Source organism: Alkalibacterium sp. MB6 (assembly GCF_009935905.1).
In the GTDB taxonomy this organism is placed as follows: Bacteria; Bacillota; Bacilli; order Lactobacillales; family Carnobacteriaceae_A; genus Alkalibacterium.
In genome coordinates this window covers 1-13,636 of the sequence record NZ_PREX01000018.1, presented here as the reverse complement: position 1 = coordinate 13,636, position 13,636 = coordinate 1, and the positions used below count along the sequence as shown (strand labels likewise).

Genomic DNA, 13,636 nt, shown 5'->3' with positions numbered 1-13,636 from the left:
AATGGTTGAACAATATAAGGATTTAGAGAATCCCATTTACTATCAAAACAGAGAATTGTCTTGGTTGGACTTTAATGAACGCGTCATCTATGAAGCGATTGATTCATCGAACCCTTTACTTGAACAACTAACTTTCTTGGCAATCGGTAGTTCAAACCTTGATGAATTTTATAAAGTGAGAGTTGCCGGTCTGCAAGATCAACAGAAAATGGATGTCACCGAACCCGATACTAAAACCCAATGGTCGCCAAAAAAGCAACTCCAAGAAATCACTCGACGCAATCATGAGATTGTAAAGAAACAATACACTCTTTATCATCAGAAAGTAAAAGAGTTAGCCGATCACCACGTTTTGTTTCGTTCTGTTTCTGAGTTATCTATAGAAGATAAAGAACGGGCTAGACAAGTGTTTAAAGATGAAATCGAACCAGCTGTGACTCCCTATGGTGTCGATGCTTACCGACCTTTTCCACATCTAACAGACGGCGTGCTTCATTTGTTTGTTCGATTGGAAAAATCGGGTTCTCCATTTATTGCGATTGTACCTGTATCCACGCGGTTAAATCGTATTCATTCTTTGAAAAGTGGAGAGAAGACGATCCTTCTAATGACGGATGATTTACTCTATTACTTTTTGCCTGATTTGTTTAAAGGTTATAAGATAACTTACTCCTTTACTTTTCGAATCACTAGAAATGCCGATTTAGCGATCCAAGAAGATGGGGCAGACGATTTGCTCTCTGCTATAGAAGATTATTTGCAAAAACGAAAAAACGGAATGGCTGTGCGCCTGGAAATTGATAAGCGTCAGGCAGACACGCTAGTCGAAGATGATATTGAGTACTTGAAAAAAGAACTCAGCATTAAACAGAGAGATATTTATATGATCGATGGGCCACTTGACTTAACTTTTCTTTACGAAGTCACTGGTTTATTAAAAGAAGATGGTTTTGGTGAAAGCTACCCTCCCTTTTCTCCAGTTGAACACGCTGTTTTGAAGAGTCAATCGATTTATGATGTCGTACAAACTCAAGATTTGTTTTTCCATCATCCCTTTGATTCCTTTGATCCAATTATCCAATTTGTCAAAGAAGCTGTTGAGGATGAACGAACAGTTGCCATTAAGCAGACTCTATACAGAGTAAGCAAAGACTCTCCTTTAATAGATGCTCTGAAACGAGCAGCTGAAAAAGGAATTGAAGTAACCGTTTTGGTTGAACTTAAAGCCCGTTTTGATGAGGCGAACAATGTCCATTGGGCTAAGGAATTGGAAGAAGCCGGTGCTCATATTCTTTACGGTGTAAAAGAGTTAAAAACCCATAGTAAAGCCACCTTAATTGTTAAAAAAGAAGAATCAGGGTTTAAGCGTTATGTTCATTTAGGAACAGGTAATTATAACGAAGACACTGCCAAACAGTACACGGACATGGGAATCGTTACAGCTGACTCTTATATGACCCAAGATGTTGCTACTTTCTTTAATTATTTGAGTGGCTATTCTGAACAACCGACTTATCATTACTTGCATGTGTCTCCTTTTGACATTCAAGATACCTTTATCGAGAAATTGGAGCAAGAAATGGCTATGCACAAGAAATATGGCAATGGCTATGTGATTGCTAAAATGAATTCACTTACTGATAAGAAAATGATTCTTAAATTATTTGAAGCTAGCCAAGTCGGTGTTAAGATCGATTTAATCATTAGGGGAATATGCTGCTTAATTCCTGGTATCCCGGGAATTAGTGAAAACATTACCGTCCGTAGTGTGGTGGGACGTTTTCTAGAGCACAGCCGTATTTATTACTTTCATTCAAACGGAGAAGAGAAGTTATACCTCTCTTCTGCTGATATGATGACTCGAAACATGATTAAACGGATAGAAATTGCTTACCCAGTTTTGGATAACCTAATCAAGAAGCATATTCTCTCTATCTTAAAGCTTTACTTGTATGATAATACGAAAGCTTGGGAGCTCAACGAGGATGGTCTGTACAGAAAACTATCCCCAGGTCAGAACAAAGCTGTTAACGCACAAGAAGAGCTGATGCGTCTAGCTTATGCCAAACGTTCGGACCAACCCGCTTTACCTGCATCGCCGTTATCTAAAGTTCGTCAGCGATTTGGCCATCTGCTAAGTAAAATTAAGAAGTAATGAGTTATAAAAAAACGACCACAGCTGCTAAATGTATGTTCACATTTAACAGCTTGTGGTCGTTTTTTTAGTGCAAGAAGTTAATTCTAGCTAATCTATTTTTCAAGTCCCAATTTTTGATTCACTCGTTTTTGCTCTCGCCTACGCACGACTGACGCTTTAACTAAACCTTTTCGAGGTGAAAAAACGAAAACAACTAAAGTCGTTAGACCAGTCACCACAGCAATCATACCCGCGATGGTTGTATCAAATGAAAATGCTAATATGACGCCTGCTATACTATTTACCATAGCAAAAATCACTGTCAGTCCAATCATTTTCTTCAAGGAATGAGTCAGTAAGTAAGCTGCCAGTGCCGGTCCTACCATAAAACCAACAACTAATATTGACCCGACAGAGTCATATGCTCCAACAGCTGTCAATGAGACACTGGTCATTAAAGCATAATGAACGATGACAGGCGATATGCCGATAGACGCTGCGAAGGCCGCATCGAAAGTCGTCACCTTTAACTCTTTGAAAAACAAATAGATGAATAACCCATTGCCTAACAAGATAACACTCATCGTCCATAATGCGCGCGGTCCTACATCTATTCCAAATAAAACCAGTCGTCTAAAAGGAGCGAAAGCCAATTCCCCCATAATAACTGCATCAGCATCTAAATGAATATCACCAGCGTAGCGAGTGATTAGGACAATGGCGATACTGAAAAACAAGGGGAAAATAATACCGATTGCCGCATCGTTAGAAACAAGTCGCGTGTTTTGTAGAGCTTCAATCGCCCAGACAGTCGCAAGTCCTACAAGAGTTGCGCCAATCATTAATAGTGGTGAATTTAAATCTTGAGTAATAAAAAAAGCTAAGACAATACCTAGAAGAACAGTATGTGTAATGGCATCAGACACCAACGTTGTGCCTCTTAAAACGAGAAACACTCCTGGTAGAGCACAAGCAATTGCCACGATAACAGCTATTAAAGTGATTTCAACAATCATACTCATGAGCGCTCCTCCCCTCTACTCAACTGTTTCATCAGGTCCTTTTCTCTCTTTTTGATCTGAATTTGTCTTGCTAATATGCCACGTTTAGGTGAAAAGAGCAGGCTAATAAAGACGATGGCACTTAAGACAATAACGATTGTCGGACCTGTGGGGATGTGAGTACCAACCGAACTAATAAATGTGCCTGCTACTCCCGAAACAAAGCCCACAAAGGCTGCAATAACCATCACGATTCCTAACTTGTTGCTCCATTGTCTAGCCGCAATCGATGGGCCAACCAATAAGGCACTGATTAGGATAACCCCCACTGACTCCAACCCTAAAATAATCGTCACCACAATCAAAGTCGAAAGTACGAATTCCACCAATCGACTAGGAAGCGTTAGTGTTTTAGCAAACATAGGATCAAAGGTAAAGACCTTAAACTCTTTCCAAAATAAGACCACCATCAAAAGCATAAGTCCCCCTACGGCAGCAATCATTTGAACATCACTGCTGAGCATGGCGCTTGCCTGTCCAAAAATGAAATTGCTCAAACCTGCTTGTTGGGCATTCGGGTTATTTTGAATGGCTGTTAGAATAACGAGTCCCAGACCAAAAAAACTGGATAAAATGAGTGAGAGAGCACTGTCTAATTTGACAACAGTCTTTCTATTCATCACTTGAATAATGACAGTTGCTAGTAACCCAGAGAGTAATGCACCTAGTAAGAGTACCCACAGTTCTTTTCGTTGTATTAATAAAAACCCGATACCTATTCCTGGTAAAGCCGCGTGACTTAGAGCATCTCCTAATAAACTTTCTTTTCTAAGTGTCGCATACGTCCCAATCACGCCGCTCAACAACCCCAAAATACCTGTGCCTAAAGCGACCACTTGAAAGGTATAATCACCAAATAAAGTCAGCAGTTGATTAAGCATCCTCAACGACCTCTTCCCCTAAGTTGTGATCTTGATGATACGTTAAATCAATAATCTCTTTGTTGAAGACCTCTTCAACGGGACCGGCTGCAATGATTTCTCGATTAATGAAGACAGCATGATCAAAATAATCTTCCACTGTTTGTAAATCATGATGAACGACAATAACCGTTTTCCCTTCATTAACTAAGTTTCTCAATAAGGTCATAATAATGCGTTCTGTTTTCATATCGACACCTGCGAGAGGCTCGTCCATAATATAAATCTCTGCGTTTTGAGTTAAGGCTCTAGCCAAAAATACACGTTGACGCTGGCCTCCGGAGAGCTGACTGATTTGTCTTTTGGCAAAGGTTGGTAAGCCTACCTTTTCAAGCATGCGTTTAGCCATTTCTTTATCTTTTTTCCAGGCCGCTTAAACCAACCTAAATGACCGTAGCGTCCCATTAGGACAACATCCAAAACTGTTGCGGGAAAGTCCCAGTCTACTGTTGTATTTTGCGGCACGTAAGCAATGTGTTTTTTAGCTTTTTCATAAGACCACTCGCTATTTTCTTCAATTGAATACGATACTGTCCCCATGACAGGTTCAATAAAGTCCATCATTGTGTTTATCAGCGTTGATTTTCCTGCTCCATTTGGTCCAATAACGGCTGTCAATTTCCCTTTTTTAAAGGATGAAGAAATATTCCATAATACAGGTTTGGCATCGTAAGCGACTGTCAACCTATCAATAGTGATGGCTTGAGAATTTATCATCATACGTTCCTTCTTTCTTTAGTGGGTATTCATTTTTAAAAAACAATGTGTCAGTTTATAGTTATTGCTTCAGTGCATCGACTATCGTGTCAATGTTGGATCGGTACATTTTAATATACGTATCCGCATCATCTTCTTCACTTCCTAAAGCATCTGAATATAACTCTCCGGCGTTTTCCACTTCATGCCCTCTACTAGCAGCTGCTTCAATCAACGCTTCGATGTTTCGTGGCGAAACAGAGCTTTCCACAAATACTGCTCTTATATTTTGATTGACTAAAAAATCAGCTAGTCGGCTAATATCCCCGGTGCCTGCTTCTGTTTGAGTATTTAAACCTTGCAACCCAACAACCTCAAAGTCGAACTCTTCACCAAAATACTGAAAGGCATCATGAGCCGTTACTAAATAACGAGAGTCCTCGGGAACTTCTTCTACCCGTTGATTGATATAGGTCGCTAATTGTTCTAGCTCCTTTATATACTCTTGTGCATTGTCTTGATAGCTAGCCGCGTTTTCAGCATCCATTTCACTGAGTTGATCAGCCACGTATTGAGTAGCCGTTTGCCAATGGTCCACACTAAACCAAATATGTGGGTCATAAGCCAAATCATCATCTTCCATCGGATTTAAATACGTCGATTCATCCAAGCTATCTGCAATCACTATTAATTCAGTCCCTCGATTAGGCAGTTCTTCAAATACTTCTGAAAAACGTTCTTCTAAGGTTAAGCCATTATAGACCATCACGTCTGTATCACCCATAGTAACGACATCAGATGTTGAAGGCTGATAGTAATGAGGATCAACTCCAGGTCCCATTAACCCTGTCACAGACACGTGCTCTCCCCCAACAATCTCTACTAAATCAGTAATCATTGTTGTCGTCGTCACGATGTTTAAAGAAGACTCGTCCGTGCCTGGACCAAGGTCTTGTGAAGCACAAGCACTTAATAAGAGAGCTCCTACTATTATCATCATTATTTTTCTCAACTGTTTCATATGCATTCCTCCCTGTTTCCATATTTAAGGTATTAGTTAAAGTAAACAAGCAGTCTATTCATTAGACTACTTTCATTTTTAGTCTAAACTAAAAATATTTTATTGTTAACCACAAAATATTTTACTAGCTTTGACAAAAGTGGGTTTAATGTGGTACAACTGATACATGAAACTATTAAAGGGGTTTAGACTATGACACCCAATAAAGAAGATTTTATTAAGGCTATATATGAATTAGGCGGCGACCAGAACGTCGTAACCAATAAGGCACTTGTTAACCAATTATCCATTACAGCGGCTTCTGTCACAGATATGAATACCCGCTTGTTAAAAGAAGAATTGATTACCCACATTCCTTATCAAGGTGTGAAACTGACTGAAAAAGGCTCACTTATTGCTAACCAACTCATTCGAAAACACCGCATCTGGGAAGTCTTTCTTTCAGAAAAACTGGGGTATGATTGGAATGAGGTTCATGCTGATGCCGATTTACTTGAACATGCTTCTTCAGATTTACTTATCGAACGATTAAATCAATTTTTGGAAGAGCCTACCTTCGATCCACACGGCGGTGTGATTCCTAATAAAGACGGCACCATCCCTGACATCGAATCCACGCCTTTAATTGATGTCTCTCTTGGATCGTCATTTAAAATAAAAGAAGTGGATGATCAGCAAGAATTTCTTGAGTATCTTCTATTTAAAGAAGTTCAGTTAGGCAAGGAATATACATTGGTAGATATTGAACCTTACGATGGACCACTCACTCTTGAAACTGATTCAGGCGATCGAACGATTTTAGGTCATAAAGCTGCCTTCAAAATTTTAGTGGAGATTATTTAACCGCGGCAAAGAGCATGTTATTCGGCTTCTCTTTGGCAATCTGATACACTTATCTTATTCTTTCAGTAAAAGGAGCAAGTCTATGGTCATAGCCGGAAAAAAATTCGAATGGATTGATATATTAAGTATCATTGGATTAATTATGACAGCTATCCTTGTTCTTTTTGCTTGGCAAGCCGGTATATTTGAATCTCGAGAGCAGTTTGTTGACTACATTCGAGGATTCGGCGTATATTCCGTGATTGTGTTTATTGCTTTACAGACGGTTCAAATCTTTCTACCTCTGCTTCCGTCAGCTATTACCGTTCCAGCCGGTGTTGTGTTATATGGTTTTGTCATTGGTAACTTGTATAACTTTATCGGGATTGCCCTTGGATCAATCCTTTCCTATCTTGCTGTCAAGCGGTATGGTGAACGTGCTTTAGGTAAACTAGTTAGCAAGAAGAAAATAAAGAAGTATGAAGACAAATTAACGAATGGTAAACGGTTTGAGCGACTCTTTATAATTGTTATGTTCCTTCCCTTTACGCCGGATAATATTTTTGTTTACTTAGCTGGCCTTTCAGATATGCATCCTGGTAAAGTGATTACTTATATACTGCTTGGCAAACCTTTGTCCATTGCCATTTACAGCCTTGGATTGACCACACTTCTTGAAATGATTGGTATTCTTTAATCAAAAAAAGATGACTGCATCTGAATTTGGATGACAGTCGTCTTTTCTTTTTCTTGCCTACTCCTTAACCATTCCTTAATACTTTAAGGAAGGCAAGCAGGCGTGGTATACTGTACTAATAATTAAGAGAAAGGGTTTTTACGCTATGACAGAAACGAATGATTTCAATCAACGCATAGATTATTTGGAAGAACACTTTTATGATGAGTCTGATTTAGGCTTAACTTATACTCCAGATCAATCCCTATTCAAAGTGTGGTCCCCTTTAGCTAAAAACGTTTGGGTCAATCTATATGAGACAGCCGAATCCCCAAATCCATACAACTCTATCGAAATGATTATGACAAATAATGTGTGGGAAGCAACTGTAGAGGGTAATTTAAAAGGCGCATACTATACGTATCAATTCGTTCACGAGAATGATGATAAAGTTGAAGCGGCTGACATTTATAGTAAGGCTGTCGGCTTGAACGGTAACCGATCAGCCATTGTAGCCATGGATGAAACCAATCCAGATAACTGGGAGTCCGATTCTTTTGATCAGGTCAGATCCATTACCGAGGCGGTTATTTGGGAATTGCATGTAGAAGACTTTTCTAGTGATGAGGCGGCATATTTTACGAAAGAGTACCGAGGCAAGTATTTGGCATTTACCGAAGAAGGCGTAACCGTCAACGGTCATGCTGATCAGCCCGCCGGTTCAGACTATGTTCGTTCACTAGGCATAAATTACATTCATTTGCTCCCTGTATTTGATTATGAAAATAATGAACTCGATTCTGCTTATAATTGGGGTTATGATCCCAAGAATTTTATGGCCCCTGAAGGACGGTATGCTACTGATCCAGCAAATCCGGTTTCACGAATAAAAGAATTTAAAGAAATGGTTCGTCATTTGCATAAAAAGAACATTGGCGTCATTATGGATGTCGTATATAACCATACCTTTTTCTTTGAAGAAGGCTGGTTCCAACGGACCGTTCCAGATTATTATTACCGCTTCACACATGACGGTCATTTGGCAAATGGTTCTGGAACAGGTAACGAAACGGCTAGCGAACGGAAAATGATGCGAAACTATCTTATCGACTCCGTTCTTTATTGGGTGGAAGAATATCATATAGATGGTTTTCGTTTTGACTTGATGGGCTTGCACGATGTAGAAACGATGAATCAGTTAAGAGAAACATTGAATGCCAATGGTCATGACCATGTTTTACTTTACGGTGAACCATGGAATGCTGGAAGTGTTGAGATTTATGAACCCAATAAACCCGCTGACAAATTTCATATCGGAGATTTGGCTGACGGCATCGCCATTTTCAATGATGAATTTCGAGATGCCATAAAAGGACCCGTTTTTGACACATCTAAAGGTGCTTTTTTGCAAGGAGCGAATGGCCGAGAGGATAGTGCCTTCTCTAATAATGATTTAATTGCCAGCATCTTAGCGAATACACAAACGAACCTCGGGCGTTTTCATTTGCCTGACGAGAAAAAATGGGCTCGAAACCCAACTCAAGTGGTTAACTATGCTTCGGCTCATGACAATTTAACGTTGTACGACAAACTGGTTGCAACAACGAATAGACAGTCATATAGTCGGGATATTGAACTGATTCAACTAAACAAAATCAATGCTGCCCTCCTCTTCACTTCTCTTGGAGGAATCTTTCTTCAAGCCGGCGAAGAATTCGGCAGGACCAAATACGGTGATGAGAACAGTTATATCTCTTCCATCGATGTCAATTTGTTAGACTGGGCTCGAGCTTATGAAAACAAAGACTTAGTTGACTATTACAGAGGGATGATGCGTATTCGAAAAGCTTATCCTCCTTTGAGAGATGCAACGAATCAGACAGGGAATGCCGTAACGTTTTCTCAATTACGTGAAAATATGATTGCTTATACTATTCCTAACTTGACCAATCAAGGTGATTGGCGCATGATGGCAGTGGTTGTCAATACATCAATGCATCCTGATCAAATCGAACTAAGGAGCAGTCATCCGCTACCAAAAGAATGGACCATTTTAGCCAATCGACACGCGGCTGGCCTAGATTCATTAGGGTCCATTCAAGGTAACCGTCTCATTATAAACCCTCGCGAAGTCCTTGTATTAGTAGGATCTTAATACAGTGTCTACAACACGCTTAGAGTAAAGGGGAAGACCACTGAAAAAGATGATGATAACGGGCACCCTCTTACTTGCTGGCTTGTTACTACAGGCATGTAACTCAGCAGACAGCGGTGCCCCGCCTGCAGACTTAGAGAATAATTGGACAGAGTATATAGAAGCAGGTGTCGATAATCTTGACAGCTATGCCTCAGAGTCCCTTCTTAATGTGCAGATAACAGACGGAGCAGAAGTTGTAGCCGATTATGATGAAGAAGTGATTCGAATGCAAGTCGTAGGCGATTTGGAACAAGTCTATTCTACGAATGAAAGAGATGAGGTCATAACCCAAGAGCTTTTCTTTGAAGACAATCATTTTTACCTTAACGAAACAAATGGATGGGTTAAATACGCAGATGCCGGTCCTATTGAATATGATTCATGGTATCCAAACGTTGTCGAAGCTTTGGTAAGTATCGCCCATTTAATTGAAGCAAACCATACTGACACTCAATTGGAATTAACTTATGAAGGATATGACTATGATGTGTGGGAAGCTTTTGAAGGGGTATTTAGTCTGACAATGAGCGGTATAAATGAAGATAACATCCATATGACACTAACAACTTATATGGACGAGTCCACCTATTATTTAGAGCGTTTGACATTAGATATTCGTGGAGAACAAATTCAAGACCAAACAGTCCTGGGAAGCGTATCGATACATGTTGATGTGAATTACTTTGACCATGACGGAATCGATTTATCTGATGTAAAGGCGAATATTAATGAGGATGTAGAATAAATTAACTGGGATCTTATATAAAAAAGAAGCAGAACCTATATGGTCTGCTTCTTTTTCTAGCCTTAATCTAAATGAGAATCTTTCGTTAAGTCCCAACATTCCTGGACTGCCCCGTCTGATCCTGTAAGTGGGTCTTTTTCAGGCACAGGAATATCATAAGCGCGTTGCTGTATCTCTTCGTAATTTGGCTCATCCCCTGTTAAGGTATCTGGATTTACTCCATTTGGATAAGCTCCTACGATTTTGAAATCAGATGTCGCTTCAATTAACTTATGTGCGACTCCCGCTGGAAGCAGTAAAGCATCGCCCTTTGAAAACTGGTACTCATTCTCATTTGGTCCACCTAATTGAACGGTCGCTTCTCCTGATAAGCATACCAATACTTCGTGGGTATTCGAATGGAAGTGATGGTAGTCGTGAATCCCATTTGTCCATGAGTTAGTATAGCCGTTTTCCATGAGTAAATTCTTTGTCGCTTGATCCGCATCTTCTCCCTTAACAAAATCATTTAATACATCAGTATAATAAATAACTGGCAAGGGTGAATTCGGAAAGGGTTTGTTTTCTCTAATTCGAAAGACATCAACCATAATAGAGCCTCCTTAAATAATAGTAATCAACACATTAAGTGTGTCACTCCTTTTTAAAAAGTGCAAGAATTAGCTATTATCATCAACGCTATTTAGTCTAAAATTGACTATCTTCTTCTCTTTCAGTATTCTAAGTATAGAGACCGACCGTTTTACTTTTAGTCATTTTTAACTAATACACCAATAGAAGGAATGAGAACATGGGACTATTCGATTTTTTCAAAAAGAAAGATGATAAAAAAACACCTAATGTAGCGGAATCTACAGATGCAACAGAATCAGCTCAAGAAACTATACAGTATGAAACGAAAATAACGGCTCGCGAAATCAAAGCTGATCCAGTGACAATTAAAGAGATTGTTGAAAAAATGGTAGAGGAAGACCCTTTCAAGCGATTCTATAACGGAAAAACTGCTGAAGACTTCACTCCTTTAACGTCACGCATCTATAAATATGACAACATCACAACAGTCAATGTCGACTTTGTCCACAAGGAAAAAGGCCGCACCCTTGTGACCATTGAAGGTATTCCACTCGGCTTTTTGACGGAAGAGCAGGCTGACACGATACAGCAGTATCACTCTAAGTATTTACTGACTGCTTATGTGTACGCAACAGACGGACCTTACATGGAATATGATACTGAAACCGAAGCAGCTGTCGAAAAAGAAGCACCCTACGGACTTGATATGTATATTCAGTTTACCTAATAGACAAGCAAACCCACGCTAAATCCCAGCGTGGGTTTTTATTTCAATTAATGTTTCTTCGTTTAAATAAATAAATTGAGCCAACTAAACACCCTATCGTCAGTATGCCGGTTACTCCGAATGCTTGCGCTAATAGTTGGTCTCCTTCTTGATTCACTAAGAGTTCGAGGTTTCAAGTAGCTAGTTGTAGTGGATTCCATTTGTGAACAGCGGGAAATATATCCCCTATAAAGCTGAAAACGACAAAGCCACCCACTGCTAAAAGTGGCGCAAAAGCACTCTTAAAGATGACTGCACTTACTAATAATACGGCTAACAAGAGGATGCCAAAGCTATATAAACTGACTAATGGTAATAAAAGTCCCTCTACCCTACTGTCTGAAAAATACAGATGGGTATAGACAAAGGTGATTAAAGCACTTAACCAGTAACCGACTGTCCAGCTAATCAAGAGGACCGTAGCTTTCGATAAGATAATCGTTTGGCGAGGCAACCCTTTGGTTACCATGTGTACGAACGTCCCTTTTTCAAATTCCTTTGACATGAGTGGACTGAAAAGTAAAAGGAAAACAATTAAACTGATTTGATTCGTATTTGAGAAGAACTGCACCCACGAATCCACGTAGGTAGGGTCCTGTATGATAATCGTTATAGTGTCGTCGACCAAACTTTCCAATAAAACGGGCAAAAACTTTGCCGATAAAGGGCTCAAAAGGCCCACTATTGAAAAAACGATTAGGATGATCATAAATTTATAGTTTCTACTGTTCTCTTTTACCTCTTTACCTAAAAACGCACGGTATCCTCTCATTTAATCGCCTCCAAAAAGACATCTTCCATACTTGCTTCTTTTCTTTCCACTTTCACTGGCGTAATAGAATGAGTGGATAAGGTGTCTAATATGGTAGCCATTGCTTGCTTCGTGTCTGTTGTGCTACCTTCAAGTATATGGTTTGATACGTTAATATCTGTGAATAAAGGTAAGGCTTCTAAATATTCCTTCATTTTGAAAGCTTCTTCTTCTGTTTCAAATACAACAGACCATCTTTCGTTCGATAACTGCTTTTTTAAAAATGAAAGAGTCCCTTGTGATACGATTTTCCCATTGTTTAATATAGCGACTTCATCACATATACTTTCAACGTCAGATAAAATATGGGTTGAGAAGATAACCGTGGTTTTTTCTTTTACTTTTTTTAAAACGGATAACAATTGCTTTCTTCCCACTGGATCGAGTGCCGATGTTGGTTCATCACAGATAAGAAGAACTGGGTCATTAATTAACGCTTGTGTGATTCCCAATCGTTGCTTCATGCCTCGTGAGTAGGTTTTTATTCGCTTATTGGAGTCTTCCAGACCCACCATCTCAAGCAGTTCAGTAATCCTGTGTTTAGACCCTTTAGCATCCATACCACTTATATCTGCACAAAGTTTTAAGAACTCTCTTGCCGTTAAAAAGGGATAAAATTCAGGTACATCTGGCAAATAACCGACTAGTTTATTCGTTTCCGTATCGCCGTATTGGACTAATTTTCCTTGAATGGTGATGTCCCCTTGGTCAGCTTTTATTAGCCCCAAAGCGAGATTCATAGTGGTTGTTTTTCCAGCACCATTTTTCCCGATAAAGCCATATACAGATCCTTTAGGTACGGAAAACGAAATGTCGTCTAATACCTTTTGAGAACCAAACGACTTTGACAAGTGTTTGACTTCGAGTATAGTCATTAGTCATCTTTCCTTCCAAAAACGAGATACAAAATAGGTCCGATAATATTTACAAAGACAATGACCAAGGCCCAGATAATTTTATTTGCTTGGTCCAGTCGATCATTTCTAACTAAATGAACAATGGCTGTCACAAGTAAAATCAATTGCAAGATGAGTAGCGGTATGATAATCGGTAAATAATCAATGATTAATGACGACATCTGACTCGTCTCCTTTCCTTAAGTTAGCGCAATACTCCAAATAATAGTTAGTACCACTAGTGTTGCATAAAACTTAGAATAAATGATTTTCATACATTGTTACTTTCATCACAAGTAGTTTTCGTTAAAATTT

General features: G+C 39.3%; 15 protein-coding genes. 6 read left to right on the top strand and 9 right to left on the bottom strand.

The window, feature by feature from the left end:
- Position 1 precedes the first annotated feature (1 nt).
- Positions 2–2,155 (top strand): RNA degradosome polyphosphate kinase, encoded by a 2,154-nt coding sequence (locus C3945_RS07920; RefSeq protein WP_161879164.1) that lies wholly within the window; start codon positions 2–4, stop codon positions 2,153–2,155.
- Between the two features lie 95 nt (positions 2,156–2,250).
- On the opposite strand, the gene C3945_RS07915 is transcribed toward C3945_RS07920, so the two are convergent.
- From C3945_RS07915 to C3945_RS07900, 5 genes are read right to left on the bottom strand one after another with little or no spacing between them, the layout of a single operon-like run.
- Complete coding sequence (locus C3945_RS07915) at positions 2,251–3,159, bottom strand: metal ABC transporter permease (RefSeq protein ID WP_161879163.1); 909 nt, start codon at positions 3,157–3,159, stop codon at positions 2,251–2,253.
- Positions 3,156–4,079 carry a metal ABC transporter permease gene (locus C3945_RS07910; protein WP_161879162.1) on the bottom strand — a complete coding sequence of 308 codons (924 nt, stop codon included), beginning with the start codon at positions 4,077–4,079 and terminating at the stop codon, positions 3,156–3,158. The genes C3945_RS07915 and C3945_RS07910 overlap by 4 nt, the downstream gene beginning before the upstream one ends.
- Positions 4,072–4,467, bottom strand: a complete 396-nt coding sequence (locus tag C3945_RS12050) for a metal ABC transporter ATP-binding protein (protein WP_272928087.1) — start codon at positions 4,465–4,467, stop codon at positions 4,072–4,074. The genes C3945_RS07910 and C3945_RS12050 overlap by 8 nt, the downstream gene beginning before the upstream one ends.
- On the bottom strand, positions 4,440–4,838 hold the full coding sequence (locus tag C3945_RS12045; protein WP_272928086.1) for a metal ABC transporter ATP-binding protein: 399 nt from the start codon (positions 4,836–4,838) through the stop codon (positions 4,440–4,442). Before C3945_RS12045 ends, C3945_RS12050 begins: the two co-directional genes overlap by 28 nt.
- Positions 4,839–4,896: 58 nt before the next feature.
- Positions 4,897–5,835, bottom strand: a complete 939-nt coding sequence (locus C3945_RS07900) for a metal ABC transporter solute-binding protein, Zn/Mn family (protein ID WP_161879161.1) — start codon at positions 5,833–5,835, stop codon at positions 4,897–4,899.
- A 192-nt stretch (positions 5,836–6,027) separates the two neighbouring features.
- On the opposite strand from C3945_RS07900, the gene C3945_RS07895 reads away from it, so the two are divergent.
- From C3945_RS07895 to C3945_RS07880, 4 genes are all read left to right on the top strand, one after another.
- Positions 6,028–6,678 carry a metal-dependent transcriptional regulator gene (locus C3945_RS07895; RefSeq protein WP_161879160.1) on the top strand — a complete coding sequence of 217 codons (651 nt, stop codon included), beginning with the start codon at positions 6,028–6,030 and terminating at the stop codon, positions 6,676–6,678.
- An 82-nt stretch (positions 6,679–6,760) separates the two neighbouring features.
- Entirely contained in the window at positions 6,761–7,354 is a 594-nt protein-coding gene (locus C3945_RS07890; protein ID WP_161879159.1) for a TVP38/TMEM64 family protein, read from the top strand.
- 145 nt (positions 7,355–7,499) lie between these two features.
- A complete protein-coding gene (gene pulA, locus C3945_RS07885) occupies positions 7,500–9,488 on the top strand; it encodes a type I pullulanase (RefSeq protein WP_161879158.1) in 1,989 nt (662 codons plus the stop codon).
- A 49-nt stretch (positions 9,489–9,537) separates the two neighbouring features.
- The gene (locus C3945_RS07880) at positions 9,538–10,275 is read left to right on the top strand and encodes a hypothetical protein (RefSeq protein WP_161879157.1); all 738 of its coding nucleotides are present in this window, start codon (positions 9,538–9,540) and stop codon (positions 10,273–10,275) included.
- A gap of 62 nt (positions 10,276–10,337) precedes the next feature.
- Here C3945_RS07880 and C3945_RS07875 read toward each other — a convergent pair whose 3' ends face one another.
- A complete protein-coding gene (locus C3945_RS07875; RefSeq protein ID WP_161879156.1) occupies positions 10,338–10,865 on the bottom strand; it encodes a cupin domain-containing protein in 528 nt (175 codons plus the stop codon).
- 200 nt (positions 10,866–11,065) lie between these two features.
- On the opposite strand from C3945_RS07875, the gene C3945_RS07870 reads away from it, so the two are divergent.
- The gene (locus C3945_RS07870; RefSeq protein ID WP_161879155.1) at positions 11,066–11,575 is read left to right on the top strand and encodes a hypothetical protein; all 510 of its coding nucleotides are present in this window, start codon (positions 11,066–11,068) and stop codon (positions 11,573–11,575) included.
- 172 nt (positions 11,576–11,747) lie between these two features.
- Here the strand turns inward: C3945_RS07870 and C3945_RS07865 are convergent, their stop codons facing one another.
- From C3945_RS07865 to C3945_RS07855, 3 genes are read right to left on the bottom strand one after another with little or no spacing between them, the layout of a single operon-like run.
- Positions 11,748–12,386, bottom strand: coding sequence for an ABC transporter permease subunit (locus tag C3945_RS07865; RefSeq protein WP_161879154.1), 639 nt, complete (start codon positions 12,384–12,386; stop codon positions 11,748–11,750).
- Positions 12,383–13,300 (bottom strand): ABC transporter ATP-binding protein, encoded by a 918-nt coding sequence (locus tag C3945_RS07860; protein ID WP_161879153.1) that lies wholly within the window; start codon positions 13,298–13,300, stop codon positions 12,383–12,385. Before C3945_RS07860 ends, C3945_RS07865 begins: the two co-directional genes overlap by 4 nt.
- Complete coding sequence (locus C3945_RS07855; protein WP_161879152.1) at positions 13,300–13,503, bottom strand: PLD nuclease N-terminal domain-containing protein; 204 nt, start codon at positions 13,501–13,503, stop codon at positions 13,300–13,302. Before C3945_RS07855 ends, C3945_RS07860 begins: the two co-directional genes overlap by 1 nt.
- Positions 13,504–13,636 lie beyond the last annotated feature (133 nt).